This is a genomic window from Streptomyces pseudovenezuelae, from assembly GCF_029892565.1.
In the GTDB taxonomy this organism is placed as follows: Bacteria; Actinomycetota; Actinomycetes; order Streptomycetales; family Streptomycetaceae; genus Streptomyces; species Streptomyces pseudovenezuelae_A.
The window spans coordinates 1-17486 of record NZ_JARXVH010000022.1 but is presented as its reverse complement, the minus strand read 5'-3'; the positions used below and the strand labels follow the sequence as shown (position 1 = coordinate 17486).

At 68.3% G+C, this 17486-nt stretch carries 16 protein-coding genes, 1 rRNA gene and 1 riboswitch; of the genes, 5 read left to right on the top strand and 12 right to left on the bottom strand.

Translation table 11 applies throughout. The features are described 5' to 3' along the window. The first annotated feature begins 49 nt into the window (after positions 1–49). From modA to M2283_RS43075, 4 genes are all read left to right on the top strand, one after another. Positions 50–877 (top strand): molybdate ABC transporter substrate-binding protein, encoded by an 828-nt coding sequence (modA, locus tag M2283_RS43090; protein WP_280882050.1) that lies wholly within the window; start codon positions 50–52, stop codon positions 875–877. 11 nt (positions 878–888) lie between these two features. Next, positions 889–1734 (top strand): molybdate ABC transporter permease subunit, encoded by an 846-nt coding sequence (modB, locus tag M2283_RS43085; protein ID WP_280882049.1) that lies wholly within the window; start codon positions 889–891, stop codon positions 1732–1734. A 61-nt stretch (positions 1735–1795) separates the two neighbouring features. Beyond that, entirely contained in the window at positions 1796–2986 is a 1191-nt protein-coding gene (locus tag M2283_RS43080) for an ABC transporter ATP-binding protein (RefSeq protein WP_280882048.1), read from the top strand. Between the two features lie 27 nt (positions 2987–3013). Then, a complete protein-coding gene (locus M2283_RS43075; protein WP_280882047.1) occupies positions 3014–3433 on the top strand; it encodes a TOBE domain-containing protein in 420 nt (139 codons plus the stop codon). A 76-nt stretch (positions 3434–3509) separates the two neighbouring features. On the opposite strand, the gene gcvP is transcribed toward M2283_RS43075, so the two are convergent. Beyond that, positions 3510–6395, bottom strand: coding sequence for an aminomethyl-transferring glycine dehydrogenase (gene gcvP / locus M2283_RS43070; RefSeq protein ID WP_280882046.1), 2886 nt, complete (start codon positions 6393–6395; stop codon positions 3510–3512). Positions 6396–6571: 176 nt separating this feature from the next. Further along, a riboswitch (glycine riboswitch) is annotated at positions 6572–6667 on the bottom strand. 113 nt (positions 6668–6780) lie between these two features. Between gcvP and M2283_RS43065 the strand changes: the two genes are divergently transcribed. Continuing rightward, entirely contained in the window at positions 6781–7158 is a 378-nt protein-coding gene (locus tag M2283_RS43065; RefSeq protein WP_280882045.1) for a PRC-barrel domain-containing protein, read from the top strand. Positions 7159–7185: 27 nt separating this feature from the next. Here the strand turns inward: M2283_RS43065 and M2283_RS43060 are convergent, their stop codons facing one another. The 11 genes from M2283_RS43060 to rrf form a co-directional block, all read right to left on the bottom strand. After that, positions 7186–8583: a DNA polymerase IV gene (locus M2283_RS43060; protein ID WP_280882043.1), complete on the bottom strand. Its 1398-nt coding sequence runs from the start codon at positions 8581–8583 to the stop codon at positions 7186–7188. 68 nt (positions 8584–8651) lie between these two features. Next, entirely contained in the window at positions 8652–9335 is a 684-nt protein-coding gene (locus tag M2283_RS43055) for a MerR family transcriptional regulator (protein WP_280882042.1), read from the bottom strand. Between the two features lie 260 nt (positions 9336–9595). Next, positions 9596–10069, bottom strand: a complete 474-nt coding sequence (locus tag M2283_RS43050; protein ID WP_004002801.1) for a bifunctional nuclease family protein — start codon at positions 10067–10069, stop codon at positions 9596–9598. Positions 10070–10154: 85 nt separating this feature from the next. After that, complete coding sequence (gene ftsR / locus M2283_RS43045) at positions 10155–10892, bottom strand: transcriptional regulator FtsR (RefSeq protein WP_280882041.1); 738 nt, start codon at positions 10890–10892, stop codon at positions 10155–10157. Between the two features lie 20 nt (positions 10893–10912). Further along, complete coding sequence (locus M2283_RS43040) at positions 10913–11818, bottom strand: FHA domain-containing protein (RefSeq protein ID WP_280882040.1); 906 nt, start codon at positions 11816–11818, stop codon at positions 10913–10915. A gap of 61 nt (positions 11819–11879) precedes the next feature. After that, a complete protein-coding gene (locus M2283_RS43035; RefSeq protein ID WP_280882039.1) occupies positions 11880–12719 on the bottom strand; it encodes a DUF881 domain-containing protein in 840 nt (279 codons plus the stop codon). Positions 12720–12724: 5 nt separating this feature from the next. Then, complete coding sequence (locus M2283_RS43030; RefSeq protein ID WP_280882038.1) at positions 12725–13057, bottom strand: small basic family protein; 333 nt, start codon at positions 13055–13057, stop codon at positions 12725–12727. Next, positions 13054–13968, bottom strand: coding sequence for a DUF881 domain-containing protein (locus M2283_RS43025; RefSeq protein WP_280882037.1), 915 nt, complete (start codon positions 13966–13968; stop codon positions 13054–13056). Before M2283_RS43025 ends, M2283_RS43030 begins: the two co-directional genes overlap by 4 nt. A gap of 98 nt (positions 13969–14066) precedes the next feature. Further along, the gene (locus M2283_RS43020; protein ID WP_280882036.1) at positions 14067–16562 is read right to left on the bottom strand and encodes a mannose-1-phosphate guanyltransferase; all 2496 of its coding nucleotides are present in this window, start codon (positions 16560–16562) and stop codon (positions 14067–14069) included. 112 nt (positions 16563–16674) lie between these two features. Continuing rightward, entirely contained in the window at positions 16675–17283 is a 609-nt protein-coding gene (locus tag M2283_RS43015) for a CDP-alcohol phosphatidyltransferase family protein (protein WP_280882035.1), read from the bottom strand. Positions 17284–17391: 108 nt separating this feature from the next. Beyond that, positions 17392–17486, bottom strand: a 5S ribosomal RNA gene (gene rrf, locus M2283_RS43010); the annotation flags it as partial.

Below are 17486 nucleotides of genomic sequence, written 5' to 3'. Positions count from 1 at the left end.
AGGCGCCCGAGGGGTTCCTCCACGAAAAAACAGAGGGAGTGGACCCGTGATGACCCGTTCCGCGCGCCGGACCCGCCGGACCCTGCAGGCAGCGGGCGTGGGAGCCGCCGCGCTGCTGGCCCTGAGCGCGTGCTCCTCCGGATCGCACTCGGACTCCACCAAGTCGGACTCGTCGGCGTCGACGTCCTCGTCGCCGAAGCTGTCGGGCACGATCACCGTGTTCGCCGCCGCCTCGCTCCAGGAGAGCTTCTCGACCCTGGGCAAGGAGTTCGAGAAGCAGCACCCGGGCACCAAGGTCACCTTCAGCTTCGGCGGCAGCGACAGCCTCGCCGCGGGCATCACCGGCGGCGCCCCGGCCGATGTGTTCGCCGCGGCCAGCCCCAAGACGATGGCGATCGTGACGGACAAGGGCGACGGGGTCGGCACGCCCGCGACCTTCGTCCGCAACCAGCTGGAGATCGCCACCCTGCCGGGCAACCCCGACAAGGTCGCCTCCCTCAAGGACCTCACCAAGTCGAGCCTCAAGGTCGTCCTGTGCGACAAGACGGTGCCCTGCGGCGCCGCCGCCCAAAAGGCCCTGGACGCCGGCAAGTTGAAGCTCACCCCGGTCTCCTACGAGCAGGACGTCAAGTCCGCCCTCAACAAGGTGGTCCTGAAGGAGGCCGACGCGGCCGTCGTCTACAGGACCGACGTGAAGGCGGCCGGTGGCAAGGTGGAGGGCGTGGACTTCCCCGAGTCGGCCGACGCCATCAACGACTACCCGATCACCCTCCTCAAGGACGCGCCCAACGCCGCCGGCGCCAAGGCGTTCGTGGCCCTGGTGCAGTCCGCCGAGGGCCAGAAGGTGCTGACCGAGGCCGGGTTCCTCAAGCCGTGACCCCGAGCGACATGTCCGACGCCGCGGCCGAGACCCTGGAGTCCGGCCCGCGGCGGAGGCGTGTCCGCAAGGGCGTACGCAGAGGAGTCCCCCTCCCCCTCCTGCTCCCCGCCCTCCTGGGCCTGGCCTTCCTCCTGCTCCCCTTGGTGGCTCTGCTCGTCCGAGCCCCCTGGAGCACCCTCCCCGACCAACTGACCAGCACGGAGGTATGGCAGGCACTCCGCCTGTCCCTCCTCTGCGCCACAGCGGCAACCGCGGCGAGCCTGGTGATCGGCGTCCCCCTGGCCTGGCTGCTGGCCCGCACGGACTTCCCGGGACGGGGCTTCGTACGAGCCTTGGTGACCCTCCCCCTCGTCCTCCCGCCCGTCGTCGGCGGCGTGGCCCTCCTCCTGGCCCTCGGCCGCAACGGCATCGTCGGCCAGTGGCTCGACTCCTGGTTCGGCATCACCCTCCCCTTCACCACGACGGGCGTCATCGTGGCGGAGACCTTCGTGGCCATGCCGTTCCTGGTCATCAGCGTCGAAGGCACCCTGCGCGCGGCGGACCCCCGCTACGAGGAGGCAGCCACCACCCTGGGCGCCTCCCGCTTCACGGCCTTCCGCCGGGTCACCCTCCCCCTGATCGCGCCAGGCATCGCGGCCGGCGCCGTCCTCGCCTGGGCCCGGGCCCTGGGCGAATTCGGAGCGACGATCACCTTCGCCGGCAACTTCCCAGGCCGCACCCAAACAATGCCCCTGGCGGTCTACTTGGCCCTCCAGAACAACCCCGAAGCGGCCATCGCCTTGAGCCTGGTCCTGCTCGCCGTCTCCATCACAGTCCTGGCGGCTCTACGGGAGCGGTGGGTGAGTCCGGCGTGACCACCGTCAATCGCCCTCGGTTGAACGCCTATTGGCCCAACACCCGCTGGATGACTGCCCGATGACGAACACTCCCCCCGCAGCCGCCGACGGCGCGAGGCCCCCACAGGGGCTACCCGCACCCGACAACGAAAGCAGTACGGGTGGTGCGGGTGGGAACCCAATCCCGGCCGAAGGCCGGGTACCCCCCACGCACCCGCACGCGCACCCGCCCACCGGCCTGGACGCCCACCTAATCGTCGACCTCAAGACCTTCCACCTGGACGTCACCCTCAAGGCCGCCCCAGGAGATGTCGTAGCCCTCCTAGGCCCCAACGGCGCAGGCAAAACCACCGCCCTACGCACCCTCGCCGGCCTAACCCCCCTCACCGCCGGCCACCTCCACCTGGACGGCACCCCCCTACACCGCACACCCCCCGAATCCCGCCCCGTAGGCGTCGTATTCCAGGACTACCTCCTCTTCCCCCACCTCACCGCCCTGGACAACGTCGCCTTCGGCCCCCGCTGCCACGGCGCAACAAAAAAAGAAGCAAGAGCCCAAGCCACAACCTGGCTGACCCGCATGGGCCTGGCCATCCACACCACCACCAAGCCCCGCCACCTGTCCGGCGGCCAGGCCCAACGCGTAGCCCTCGCAAGAGCCCTCGCCACCAACCCCCGCCTACTCCTCCTGGACGAACCCCTCGCCGCCCTGGACGCCCGCACCCGCCTCGATATCCGCACCCAACTCCGCCACCACCTGGCCGAGTTCGAGGCAGTAGCCGTCCTGGTCACCCACGACCCCCTGGACGCCATGGTCCTGGCCGACCGCTTGGTGGTCATCGAGGACGGCCGCGTAGTACAGGAAGGCACCCCCAGAGACATCGCCCGCCACCCCCGCACGGACTACATCGCCCAACTCGTAGGCCTCAACCTCTACAAGGGCCAGGCCGACGGCCACACCGTCACCCTCGACGCAGGCCCAGAGATCGCCACCGCGGAAACCCTCTCCGGCGAAGCCTTCGTCGCATTCCCACCCAGCGCGGTAACCCTCCACCGCACCCGCCCCACTGGAACCAGCGCCCGCAACCTCTGGCACTGCGAAGTGGCCGGCCTGGAAACCCACGGCGACCAGATCCGCGCAGACCTCACCGGCGAACTCCCCCTCGCCGCCGACCTCACCACGGTCGCCGCGGCCGAACTCGACCTGCACCCCGGCGCCTCGGTCTGGGCAACGGTCAAGGCGACGCAGACACACGCGTACCCGGCATAAGCCCCAGCAAGGCCTACGGTGATGCGCATGGCCCTCAGCATCCGCAACCAGCTCCCCGGCACCGTCACCAACGTCACCCCCGGCGAGGTGATGGCAACCGTCGGCATCCGCCTCACCGGCGGCCAGAACCTCACCGCCGCGATCACCCGCGAAGCCGTCACCGAACTCGCCCTCACCCCGGGCACCCCCGTCCGCGCCCTGGTGAAATCGACCGAGGTCTCCCTCGCCACAGGCCCGGTCGCAGGCCTCTCGATCCGCAACCAACTCCCCGGCACGATCACCGACATCACGACCGGCGAAGCGATGGCCTCGGTGAAACTCGACGTGGACGGTGGCGCCCTGACCGCCGCCATCACCCGCGAGGCTGTCGACGACCTCGCCCTCAAGACCGGCGACCCCGCCGTCGCCCTGATCGAGTCGACCGAGGTCTCCCTCTCGACGACCTGAAGCTGACGCAAGAAAGGGCTCCCACCGACGCACACGCGGCAGGAGCCCTTCTCTTCAGCTGTTCAGTGCAGCGCTGTCAGTCCTCGTACGCGTCCAACGGCGGGCAGGAGCACACCAGGTTCCGGTCACCGAAGGCCTGGTCGATACGCCGAACCGGCGGCCAGTACTTGTCGGCAACCGAGACCCCGCCCGGGAACACGGCCTCCTCGCGCGTGTACGCGTGCTCCCACGCGTCACCCAGAGCAGCCGCCGTGTGGGGCGCACCCCGCAACGGGTTGTCGTCGGCGGGCCACTCCCCAGACCCCACCTTCTCGATCTCCGCGCGAATGGCGATCATCGCCTCGCAGAACCGATCCAGCTCGATCAGGTCCTCGGACTCCGTCGGCTCGATCATCAGCGTGCCGGCCACCGGGAAGGACATCGTCGGCGCGTGGAACCCGTAGTCGATCAGCCGCTTGGCGACGTCGTCGACGCTCACCCCGGTCGCCTTGGTCAGCGGCCGCAGATCGATGATGCACTCGTGCGCGACCAGCCCGCCGGGCCCGGTGTAGAGCACGGGATAGTGCGGCTCAAGACGCTTGGCGATGTAGTTGGCGCTGAGGACCGCCACCTGCGTGGCCCGCTTCAGCCCCTCGCCGCCCATGAGCCGGACGTACGCCCAAGAGATCGGCAGGATGCCCGCGGAACCCCACGGAGCCGCGGAGATCGGGCCCACCCCGGTCTCCGGACCAGCCGCGGGCTGCAGCGGATGGTTCGGCAGATACGGCGCCAGATGCGCCCGCACACCGACCGGCCCGACGCCCGGACCACCGCCACCGTGCGGAATGCAGAACGTCTTGTGCAGATTCAGATGCGAGACATCGCCGCCGAAGTGCCCCGGCTTGGCAAGCCCCACAAGCGCGTTGAGGTTGGCCCCGTCGACGTAGACCTGCCCACCGGCCTCGTGCACCTGCGCGCAGATGTCGGCGACATGCTCCTCGAACACACCGTGCGTCGACGGGTACGTGATCATCAGTACGGCAAGTTCGTCGCGGTACTGCTCGATCTTCGCCCGCAGATCCTCGACGTCGATCTCGCCGTCCTCGGCGGTCTTCACGACGACGACCTTCATGCCGGCCATGACGGCGCTGGCGGCGTTCGTCCCGTGCGCGGACGACGGAATCAGACACACGGTCCGCTGCTCGTCCCCGTTGGCACGGTGGTATCCGCGTACGGCGAGCAGCCCGGCGAACTCGCCCTGCGACCCGGCGTTGGGCTGCAGCGACACCTTGTCGTACCCGGTGACCTCGGCGAGCCGCTCCTCCAGCTCACGGATGAGCGTCAGATAGCCCTGCGCCTGCTCGGCGGGCGCGAAGGGGTGCAGCTGCCCGAACTCGGGCCAGGTGACCGGCTCCATCTCCGCGGTCGCGTTGAGCTTCATCGTGCAGGAGCCCAGCGGGATCATGCCTCGGTCGAGCGCGTAGTCACGGTCGGCCAGCTTGCGCAGGTAGCGCAGCATCGCCGTCTCGGAGCGGTGCTGCTGGAAGACGGGGTGAACGAGGAACTCGTCGCTCCGCAGCAGCTCCTGCGGAATCGTCTCCCCGGCCCCGGCGTCCAGCGCCTCCACGTCCCCCTCGACCCCGAACGCCGCCCAGACAGCGCCCAGTTGGGCCCGCGCGGTCGTCTCGTCACAGGCGATCGACACGTGATCGGCATCGACCAGGTGCAGGTTGACGCCGTTCTCCCGCGCGGCGACGACGACCTCGGCGGCCCGCCCCTCGACGCGCACGGTGAGCGTGTCGAAGTACGACCCGTGCACGACCTCGACCCCGCCGGCCCTGAGCCCCTCGGCCAGGATCGTGGCGTACCGGTGGGTGCGCCGCGCGATCACCCGCAGCCCCTCGGGCCCGTGGTAGACGGCGTACATACCGGCCATGACGGCGAGCAGCACTTGCGCGGTACAGATGTTGCTGGTGGCCTTCTCCCGGCGGATGTGCTGCTCACGCGTCTGCAGAGCGAGCCGGTAGGCCTTGTGCCCGTCGGCGTCCACGGACACGCCCACCAGCCGCCCGGGCAGGCTGCGCGCGAACTTCTCGCGTACGGCCATGTAGCCCGCGTGCGGCCCGCCGAAGCCCATCGGCACACCGAACCGCTGCGTCGTGCCGACGGCGATGTCCGCACCCAGCTCACCGGGCGACTTCAGCAGCGTCAGCGCCAGCAAATCGGCGGCGACGGTGACGAGCGCGCCGAGCTCGTGCGCCTGGTCGATCAACGGCTTGATGTCCCGTACGGCACCGGAGGCGCCGGGGTACTGGACGAGGACGCCGTTGATCTCACGCCCCGCGACCTCGGCCGGGATACCGTCGGAGAGGTCGGCGACCACGACCTCCACGCCCGCCGGCTCGGCCCGCGTCTCGATCACGGCGATGGTCTGCGGCAACGCGTCCGCGTCGACCAGGAACAGACCCTTCTTGTTCTTGCCCATCCGCCGGGACAGCGCCACGGCCTCGGCGGCGGCGGTGCCCTCGTCGAGGAGGGAGGCACCGGAGGTCGGCAGCCCGGTGAGGTCGGCGACCATGGTCTGGAAGTTGAGCAGGGCCTCAAGGCGACCCTGCGAGATCTCCGGCTGGTACGGCGTGTAGGCCGTGTACCAGGCCGGGTTCTCCATCACGTTGCGCAGGATGACGGGCGGCGTGAAGGTGCCGTAGTACCCGAGCCCGACCATGGAGTCGAGGACCTGGTTCCGATCGGCCAGCGACCGCAGTTCGGCCAGCACCTCGGCCTCGGTGCGCGCACCGGGCAGGTCCAGGGCATCGGCGTTCTTGATCACATCCGGCACCGCGGCGGCGGTGAGCTCGTCCAGCGAGCCGTAGCCGACCTGCGCGAGCATCTTGGCCCGCGCCTCCTGGTCGGGCCCGATGTGGCGCTGCTCGAACGGGATTCCCTGTTCGAGTTCGGAGAGCGGAGTGCGATGGGCGGTCATTGCGGAGGCCTCCTGGTCGGTCACGACCTTCGAGGGGTACCACGGCACGGGTACCCCGACGGCCTCCCCCTCTGTCATCTCAACCTGAGAGCTTCACCGGACATCCCGAAGGCGCCCGGCTTTCACCGTCGGTGAGAGCGGAGGCCTTCGACACCCGCCCTGCTTTCCAGAGTGACCTCGTCCGTGCGGTACGTGGGCCTGAGAGATTCCGGGGAGGATTTGCTCCTTCGGCGCCTCCGATGGTGTCTGGAGGACTCTCCCGCACGGGGTCAGCAGCCGCTGTCAGCCTACCAGCGAGCGCTACGCCCGAGCCTTCGAGTGGCCACGATCACCAATGTGCTCTTTCGTAGTGTTTACGAGTGCGTCGCGACCACGTGGAGGGCCCGTGCAGACCGACATCGATCCGCGCAACCTGATCGGCCGCAAGGCGTTCGACCGCAACGGCACCAAGATCGGCACGATCGACGAGATCTACCTCGACGACGCGACCGGCGTGCCGGAGTGGGCCGCCATACGCACCGGCCTCTTCTCCCGCGACGCCTTCGTCCCCCTGGAACCCAGCGAACTGATCGAGGGCACCCTCCACGTCCCCTTCGAACGCGCCCTCATCAAAGACGCCCCCGACTTCGGCGTAGGCCGCCACCTCTCCCCCCAACAAGAACTCCAGCTCTACCACCACTACGGCCTCGACACAGCACCCCCACCAACGTTCCCGGACCACGACTTCGGCAAGCTGGCCGGCACAGAGGACGCCGACGCCTGAGGCGTCCGACAGCACCCGGACCGACGGTCACGTCCGAACCCCGTCCACCGAAACACCGGGCCCTCCGGCAACCAACGGCAACGGCTCAGCCGGCTCCAACTCAAGGTCGTCGACCCGAAACGTGCGTACACGCCCCGGCTCGGACCTCGGCGTCTCAAACCGCACAGTCACCCGCCCAAGCCCACTCCCCTGCACCCACCCATGCCCGAACTCGGCATGCCGCACGTCATGCCCCGAGGGCCACCGCCGCTCGGCAACCACCTGCTGCTCCTCGACCGAGTGATCCACCCCCTCCCCGCCCCTCTCCTCCTCGACCAAGTGATCCACCCCGTCCCCCACCACGCCCGCCGCCCCCGCCGCCTGCGCGAAAAGATCCTCCTGCGTGAAGTCGGCAAGCCCACTCACCCCCACCCCCAACAACCGCACACCCCCCGTCGTATCCACGGACTCCAACAACCGCCCGGCGGCCTCCCGCACCACCCCCGGATCATCCGTAGGCCCCCGCAAGGTCTCGGACCGAGTCAACGTGGAGAAGTCGTACCGTCGCACCTTCAACACGATGGTCCGCCCCGACAACCCCGCCTCCCGCAACCGCCGCACACACCGATCCGCCAGCCGCTGCACCTCCAGCCCCACCCTCACCCGGTCATGGATGTCCACGTCGTAGGTGTCCTCGACCGACACCGACTTGGTCTCCCGCTCGGCCACCACAGGCCGATCGTCCCGAGCCAACGCCATCGCGTAGAGCCCGTGCCCGTGCGCCTTCCCCAACATCCGCACCAGCTCGTCCTCACCTGCCTCGGCCAGATCGTCGACCGTGGTGATCCCGGCCCGCCGCAGATGGTCCCCCGTCGCCGGCCCCACCCCCGGCAACGTCCGCACCGACATGGGCCCGAGCATGGCCCGCTCGGTCCCGGGCTCGATGAGCACCAGCCCGTCAGGCTTGGCCTCCTCGGAAGCGATCTTGGCGAGCATCTTGGACGCGGCCAGGCCGACCGACCCGGTCAGCCCCGTGACCGCCCGTATGTCCGCGCGCAGCTTCTCCCCGACCAACCGTGCCGACGCCCGGTCCCAGGCCGCCCCCTCGGTCTCCAGGTCCACGAACGCCTCGTCCAGGCTGAGCGGCTCCACCAGCGGCGACAGCGAGTGCAGAAGCCCCATGACCTGCTCGCTGATCGCCCGGTAGAACCCGAAGCGCGGCACCAGATACGCGGCGTTCGGCGCGAGCCGCCGCGCCTGGGCCATCGGCATCGCGGACCTGACCCCGAACACCCGAGCCTCGTACGAGGCGGTGGCGACCACCCCGCGCGGCCCTAGCCCGCCCACCACGACGGCCTTCCCGCGCAGACTCGGCTTGGACGCCTGCTCCGCCGAGGCGTAGAAGGCATCCATGTCGAGATGCAGGATCGTGGGCGCGTTTCTCACATCTCCGATGCTGCACTACGCCACTGACAATGCCCCCGCAACGACCGCCGGGTGCCGCCCCGAGCCGCTCAGACGGCCCGGTTCCGGCGCCTTGCGAGCTCGTCCGCGGGGTTGTTCCCGACCAGCGTCTCGCCCGTGTCGATCCGCTCGCCGTGCAGCTGCGAGAGCGCGCTCTCGACGTCCCGCCACACCACTCCGACGGCGATCCCGAAGATGCCCTGACCGCCCTGGAGCAGCGCGTGGACCTCGTCGGGCGAGGTGCACTCGTAGACCGTGGCGCCGTCGCTCATCAGCGTCATGCGCTCCAGGTCGCGGAAGCCGCAGGCGCGCAGATGCTGGACCGCGGTGCGGATGTTCTGCAGGGACACACCGGTGTCGAGGAACCGCTTGACGATCTTCAGGACGACGACGTCCCGGAAGCTGTACAGCCGCTGCGTGCCCGACCCGTGGGCGGGCCGCACGCTCGGCTCCACGAGCCCGGTGCGTGCCCAGTAGTCCAGTTGCCGATAGGTGATCCCGGCGGCCGCACAGGCCGTAGGACCTCGATAGCCGATCTGCTCGGACGCCATGGACGTCGCCCCTCCGCTGCTCGGCACGGCCGCCGGTCGCTGCGGAACGTGATCGGCCGCGCCGGAGCGATAGGGGTAACCCCTGCTCGAACGCAGTTGAGAGCCTGGGGGAGGGTACGGACCGCTCTCCCCGAGACCGTGTCCCGGGGCACCCCCAGCCGTACCGTCGCCGCTGCTGCTCACGCCGACCTCCGTCCTTGACCTGCCTTCTCGACGGTAGGCAGTCACCAGGGGTGCGTCAACGATCGCCACACTCGGCACGCCGAGTGATAATCACCCTAGGAGTGGTTTCCCGCACCCATCCGCGGGGAAAGGCTAGCCGAATGTGCTCCGAGCGGGCTTCAGGACGCTCTCAGTAGCCGCTGGCAAATGCCGGCATTTCGGTTGTGACCGACCGTGGACCGGCGCCACACGGACCGCGAGTCCACGGGGCCAGCCCCGACTCACTGGCTGCTGGTGCCGAAGTCCTCGGGTGAGATCTGGTCGAGGAACTCGCGGAACTTCTCCACCTCGTCCTCCTGCTCGTCCGGGATCGCGATACCGGCGTCGTCGAGCACCCCGTCGCTGCCGTAGATCGGCGTCCCCGTGCGCAGCGCCAGCGCTATGGCGTCGGACGGGCGCGCGCTCACCTCGACCCCGCTGGCGAAGACCAGTTCGGCGTAGAAGACGCCCTCACGCAGATCCGTGATGCGCACTTCGGTGAGCTCCTGGCCGACGGCCTCCAGCACGTCCTTGAACAGGTCGTGGGTCAGCGGTCGTGCGGGGGCCATGCCCTGCTGGGCGAAGGCGATCGCCGTCGCCTCGCCCGGCCCGATCCAGATGGGGAGGTAGCGGTCGCCTCCCACTTCACGCAGGAGCACGATCGGTTGGTTGGAGGGCATTTCGACCCGGACACCTACGACATCGAGCTCGTTCACACAGCAACCCTAGGACGTGCCCGGGACGTTTGGGTAGTCGGGCAGGGAACGGGGGGATGATCCGGCCGCCGCGCGGGCGCCCGGCTCAGGGCAGGCGCACGCCCAGCGCGGTCTGCACGAGCGCGGCGTGCAGCCGTACGGTGAGCGCCGCCAGCTCCTTCGTACGGGCCTCCGCGTGGGCCCTGGTCTGCGGATTGCGATGGCGCTTCAGCGGGGCCACCACCTGGTCCACGAGCCCGGCCTCGCGATCGGCGGCCGCCTTCATCACCCGAAGGTGGCGCGGTTCGATCCCGAACCGGCCCAGCTCGACGACGAGGACGGCCACGGTGGCCGCCTCCGCGTCGTACGCCCCGTCCGGCAACGGCCCGACGAGCCCGTACGACTCCCACTCCTCGAGCTCCTGCTCGCCGATGCCGGCCGCCGCCAGCAGCTCGTCCCGGCCGATCCGGGCCGCCGTGGGCCCCTCGGGGACCTCCAGGACGGTCTCACCGTCCCGCTGGCGCCCCACAGCAGGCAGAAGCACGGCCTCGCCGCGCTCCATTGCGTCCAGGTGCTCGCGGATGACCTTGAGCGGCAGATAGTGGTCCCGCTGCATCCTCAGGACGTGACCGAGGCGCTCGACGTCACCGGGGCTGAACTTGCGGTACCCCGAGGGGGTCCGCTGCGGCTCGATGAGCCCCTCCGACTCCAGGAAACGGATCTTGGAGATGGTGACTTCGGGGAACTCGTCGCGCAGCACGTTCAGCACCGTGCCGATGCTCATCAGTCCACTGTCCGCGGCGGCGACGCCGTGTCCGGCCCCGCCGCTCGGTGTATGAAGCATGGACCTTCTCCGGGGGAGGGTCAGTAGCCTCGCTGGCTCGCGTAGAACACCAGCCGGTACTTGCCGATCTGCACCTCGTCGCCATTGTTGAGCGCGACCGAGTCGATCCGCTCGCGGTTGACGTACGTACCGTTCAGGCTGCCCACGTCGGCCACCGTGAACGAACCGTCCGCGGCGCGGCGGAACTCCACGTGCCGGCGCGAGACCGTCACGTCGTCCAGGAAGATGTCGCTCTGCGGGTGACGCCCGGCCGTGGTCAGGTCGCCGTCCAGCAGGAAGCGGCTGCCCGAGTTCGGGCCGCGGCGCACGACCAGGAGCGCGGAACCCAGCGGCAGCGCGTCCACCGCCGCCTGCGCCTCGGGAGAGAGCGCCGGAATCTGCGTCTGTCCGGTCACCTCGGCGTCGTACGCCTCAAGGCCGGAGATGGAGATCGTCGAAGTCGTCTCGGACGGCCGCTCGGCACCGCCTCGCAACGGCGCACCGCAGTTGGAACAGAAGCGACTGTTCTCCGCGTTGCGGTTACCGCACCTCGTACACACCAGGGCCGACATAGGGGAAAACCCTCCACCCGTACTTGAGGTTGACGGCTGCCCGAAACCTATGCCGCCGGACTCCGCAGGGTCAACAGACGGCGCGCCCTGACCTCCGGAAACGTCACCGCCCTGACCGCCCACCTGGTCTCGGAACAGCGGACGCTCGCCTTCCGCGTCTGGCTGTGCGCGATGGCGAGCGGTCGCGTTCGCATTGTCGCTACCCTCTCGCGCGCTCTTGCCGAACAACTTCGCAAACAACTTCACGGGCGATTCCCCTTGACCGAAACAGACCCGCCCGTGGGGCAGGACGAACCCTGATTGCATACACCGGCCGACCCGGACATCCTCACAACGTCCGTATCCACCAGACAGTTTCCACCACGCACCACCCATTCGGTGCGCCGACCCCCCGCAACCTCATGCCCCTGCCGGACGGCCCCCATGCACCGCCGGTTCACTGAGAGGACGACCGAGCGTAGTCAGGCTGCTTCGCCGCTCGCAAGGCGTCCACGACGATCTTGTTCGACCGCTCGACGGTAACGGTGGCCTGCTCCTTCTCAAGAGTCTGCACCACGCCTCCAGGGATGTTGAGCGCCGGCTCCAGGTCCTCCGGCTTGCCGATGACCTTGAAACGATAGGGCGCGTTGATCTTGTTCCCGTCGACGCTCACGCTCTTGTCGGAGTCCGTGAGGTAGGTGCCGGCGACGACCCGTACGCCGTTCACCTGGATCGCCTCCGCGCCGGCCGCGCGCAGCTCCTGGATCGCGTCGAGCAGCATGTCCGCCTCGACCGTCCCCTTCGTGTCGTCGATGGTCATCGTGATGCCAGGTCCCTGCGCGGCCACCGTGCCCGCCAGAATGCCGAGTTGCCCCTCCTTCTCGACGGTCTGCTTGCGGGCCTCCTCAGCCTGGTCGGAGCTGTTCTCCAGCTCGTCGCGCTGCTTCTCCAGTCCCTGCTTCTCGTCCTCAAGACGCTGTGTACGGTCGTCCAGTTCATCAAGGATGCGAACGAGATCTTCCTGACGTGCGCCGCGCAGGGCACTGTCACTGTCGCTGTTCGAGGCGACCTGCACGGCCAGCCCGAAGCCGAGCCCGAACAGCAGTACGGCGACGATGAGTTGGGCCCGGGTGACGCGCGGCGGCCACACACCCTTCGCCAGCCGCTGCCGCCCGGTGAGCCCCGGAGTCGGCTCGGAGGACTTCTCCGCGCCCTCGGCGGCCGTCGCGGGCGCCTCCACCTCTTCGGGCAGTTCCTTGCGCAACCTGTTCTCGGGTGTCTCTTCGTTCTCGCTCATCGGCCTCACGCCCGGAAGACGTGCCGGCGGATCGCCGCGGCGTTGGAGAAGATCCGGATCCCCAGGACCACGACGACGCCGGTCGACAGCTGGGCGCCCACGCCCAACTTGTCGCCCAGGAACACGATCAGCGCGGCCACGACCACGTTGGACAGGAACGACACCACGAAGACCTTGTCGTCGAAGATGCCGTCGAGCATGGCCCGCAGGCCGCCGAACACGGCGTCCAGCGCCGCCACGACGGCGATCGGCAGATAAGGCTCGACGACCGCCGGAACCTCGGGCCGGACCAAGATGCCGGCCACGACTCCCACGACGAGGCCCAGTACGGCGATCACGATGTGCCCTTCTCATTTTTCTCGGTATTCGGCTGTGCGGTACGTACGGTCACACTCGGTGCGACGGGCAACCGGACGTCGTCCTCGGTGGAGATGGCGGTCCTGATGCCGTAGTTCTCCTGCAGGGCATGCAGATACAGCCCGTCGGCACTGTTCTGGAACCTGGTGCTCAACCGCTTGCCGTCCCCCACGGCGAGCACCGTATACGGCGGAACCAGTGGCTTGTTGTCGACCAGTATCGCGTCACCCGCGGCCCTGATCGCGGACAGCGCCGTAAGCCGCTGTCCGTTGATGGAGACCGCCTCGGCCCCGGACTCCCACAGCCCGTTGATCACGCGCTGCATGTCCCGGTCGCGCACGCGCCCCGTGTCCGAGAAACCGTTGGTCTCGCGCGGGTTGCCGTCACCGCCGGTGGTGGCTTCCTTGGCGTCGTTCACGACGAGCTTCACGCCCGGACCGTGGACGGCGACCGCGCCCGACAGAATGGCCACGAGCTCCGACTGGTCCTCGCCGCCGCTCTTCTTGAGGGCCTCCCGCTGCCGATCGCCCACGTCGTCGCGCAGCTTGTCGACGGAGCCCTCCAGCTTGTCGGCCGTGTCGGTCTCACGGTCAATACGGTCGATCAGTTCCTCGCGCTCCTTGGCGACGACGGGAGCCGCCACGCGCGCCTGTGCCGCACCCACGGTGACGACGAGCGCCGCGAGCACCAACCCGGCGGCGAGACCCAGCCTGGCGCGGAGGGTCTTGGGCATACCGCCGGCCCCCGCGGCCTTCTTCCGTTCGGCCGCCTCGGCATAGCCGTCGTCGAGGCTGTGATCCATGACGTTGGTGAGCAGCGACATGGACGCGTCCGGACGCGAAGGGCGCGTGGGTGTCCTCCGAACGGGGGGCTGCTGCGGCATGCCGCACATCGTCGCACGTCGTGGCCACTACCTCCGAATGGCCCCACCGGCGTGCCGGACAGGCCCCCTTGAGGACACATGTCCGGCACGCACGCGTGCCGCGCCTTTCAGCGACCGGCGCTGTCCACGACCGCCGACCACTCGTCGAGCAGCGCCTGGGCGGACGCGTCGTCCGGCCCCTCGGCCCACAGATGGGTGACCGCCTCGGCCGGGTCCGGCAGCACCATCACCCAGCGCCCGTCGGTCTCCACCACGCGCACACCGTCGGTGGTGTCCACGAAGCGCTCTCCGGCCGCCTCGACGACCCGACGCATCACAAGTCCCTTGACCGCCCACGGAGTCGCCAGATCCCGCTTCAGGACATGCGCCCGCGGAATCCGCGCGTCGATCTGGCTGAGCGTGAGCTGCGTCCGCGCCACCAGCCCGATCAACCGTACGAAAGCCGCCGTACCGTCGAAGACACTGCTGAACTCCGGGACGATGAAGCCGCCCTTGCCGTCGCCCCCGAAGATGGTCGTCTCGTCGCGTCCCACCCGGGTCAGGTCGTCGGGCGAGGTCGTCGTCCACTCCACCTGCGTGCCGTGGTACGCCGCCACCTGCTCGGCGATCCTCGTCGTGGTCACCGGCAGCGCCACCCGGCCGCTGCGCCGTTCCGCGGCCACCAGGTCGAGCATGACGAGCAGCGCACGGTCGTCCTCGACGATCCGCCCCTTCTCGTCGACCAGCGAGAGCCGTTCACCGACAGGGTCGAAGCGCACTCCGAAGGCGGCCCGCGACGACGCGACGATCTCACCGAGCCGCACCAGCCCCGACCGCCGGATATCCCCGGTCTCCGTAGGCCTGGACTCGTCCAGACCCGGGTTGATGGTCAGCGAGTCCACACCCAGCTTGCCGAGCAGGCTAGGCAGGACAAGCCCGGCACTACCGTTCGACGCGTCGACCACGACCTTCAGCCCGGACTCGGCGACCCCTGTGGTGTCGACGTTCCGCAGCAAGGAACCCGTATACGAGTCGAAGACGCTGGCCGGAAAGTACAGGTCCCCGATCTCACCGGGGAACGCACGCCGATACTCCTGCCGCGCGAACACTCGGTCCAGCTTCCGCTGACCGCCCTGCGACAGGTCCGCTCCCCGCCCGTCGAAGAACATGATGTCCACAGAGTCCGGCACCCCGGGAGTGGTCCGGATCATGATCCCGCCGGCACTACCCCGAGCGGTCTGCTGCCGGGCCACGGGCAGCGGTACGTTCTCCAGGTCGCGTACGTCGATGGCACTGGCCTGCAGCGCGGAAATGACCGCCCGCTTGAGCGCACGAGCACCACGCGAGTGATCGCGCGCGGTGGTGACGGTCGAGCCCTTCTTCAGGGTCGTCGCGTAGGCGCCGGCAAGGCGCACGGCGAGTTCGGGGGTGATCTCCACGTTCAGGATTCCGGAGACCCCCCGCGCGCCGAAGAGATGCGCCTGTCCTCTGGACTCCCAGATGACGGAGGTGTTGACGAAGGCACCGGCCTCGATGGTCTTGAACGGGTAGACCCGTACATTCCCCTGGATGATCGATTCTTCACCGATCAAACACTCGTCACCGATGACCGCGCCGTCCTCGATCCGAGCGGCCCGCATGATGTCGGTGTTCTTTCCAATGACACAGCCACGCAGATTGCTGTGCTGCCCGACGTAGACGTTGTCGTGCACAACGGCCTTGTGCAGAAAGGCCCCGGACTTCACGACGACGTTCGAACCGACGACGCTGTGCTCGCGGATCTCGGCACCGGCCTCGACCTTGGCGTAGTCGCCGATGTAGAGCGGCCCACGGAGAACGGCATCGGGATGCACCTCCGCACCCTCGGCCACCCAGACACCCGGGGAGAGCTCGAACCCATCGATCTCGACGTCGACCTTGCCCTCCAGGACATCGGCCTGGGCCTTCACATAGCTCTCGTGCGTGCCGACGTCCTCCCAGTAGCCCTCGGCGATATAGCCGTAGATCGGCTTGCCTTCCTTCATCAACTGCGGAAAGACATCGCCGGACCAGTCGACGGACACATCGGGTTCGACATAGTCGAAGACTTCGGGCTCCATGACGTAGATGCCCGTGTTCACGGTGTCGGAGAAGACCTGTCCCCAGGTCGGCTTCTCAAGGAAGCGCTCGACCTTGCCTTCTTCGTCGACGATCGTGATTCCGAATTCCAATGGATTCGGTACCCGCGTCAGACACACGGTGACGAGCGCACCTTTTTCCTTGTGGAAATTGATGAGCTCGGTGAGGTCGAAATCGGTCAGGGCATCACCGGAGATGACGACGAAGGCATCGTCCTTCAACGCTTCCTCAGCGTTCTTGACGCTCCCGGCGGTACCGAGTGGCTTCTCCTCGTTGGCATAGGAGAGCTCCATTCCGAGCTCCTCGCCGTCACCGAAGTAGTTCTTGACCAAGGAGGCCAGGAACTGGACAGTCACGACGGTCTCGTTCAGCCCGTGCCTTTTGAGCAGCCTCAGCACATGCTCCATGATCGGGCGGTTGACCACTGGCAGGAGTGGCTTGGGCATGCTTGAGGTCATGGGGCGAAGGCGTGTGCCTTCACCTCCGGCCATCACGACGGCCTTCATGTCGGAAGCGTCCTCCTCGAAGAGACGACGGTCTAGCCGACTTCACCCGTCAGATTGTCCCGCACTTTTCCGCCGGGGGCCATCGAGCGACGACCAGCACCAAACGGCGGGTTCAGTCGGCCATGGTGTCCGCACGGATCAGACGGCGGACTTGTACCACGTAGAGGACTCCTGCCCACCAATACAGCGTTGTACCCCATCCTGCGAACGCCCATCCGAAAATAGCACCGAGTGACGAGATCCATCCACTTCCGTCACTGAGCAGGAGCAGCGGGAAGGCGTACATCAGGTTGAAGGTGGCGGCCTTCCCCAGGAAGTTCACCTGCGGCGGCGGATAGCCATGCCGCCTGAGGATGCCCACCATCACCAGGAGAACCAGCTCGCGCGCCAGCAGTGCAGCGGTCAACCAGATTGGCAGAATCTCGCGCCAGGTGAGACCGACCAAAGTCGAGAGAATGTAGAGCCGGTCGGCCGCGGGATCGAGCAGCCGGCCAAGGCTGCTGATCTGGTTCCAACGCCGCGCCAGCTTGCCGTCCAGATAGTCGCTGACTCCGCTCAGCATGAGCACCAGCAGCGCCCAGCCGTCGCTCTGCGGACCGCCGAACTCGGGCCTCAGGATCAGCCACAGGAAGAGCGGCACACCAGCGAGCCGCGCCATGCTGAGGATGTTGGGGATGGTGAGCACCCGTTCCGTCTGGACACGGGTCTCCTGGACCTCCACCCGGGGGCCTCCTGTGGGAACGTTCCAACGATGCTCCCTGACCCTACCTCAACACAAAAAAGCTCCGGTTCTTGGGCTGCATGCCCAAGAACCGGAGCTATAAAAGGAGTTCGGCGGTGTCCTACTCTCCCACAGGGTCCCCCCTGCAGTACCATCGGCGCTGTAAGGCTTAGCTTCCGGGTTCGGAATGTAACCGGGCGTTT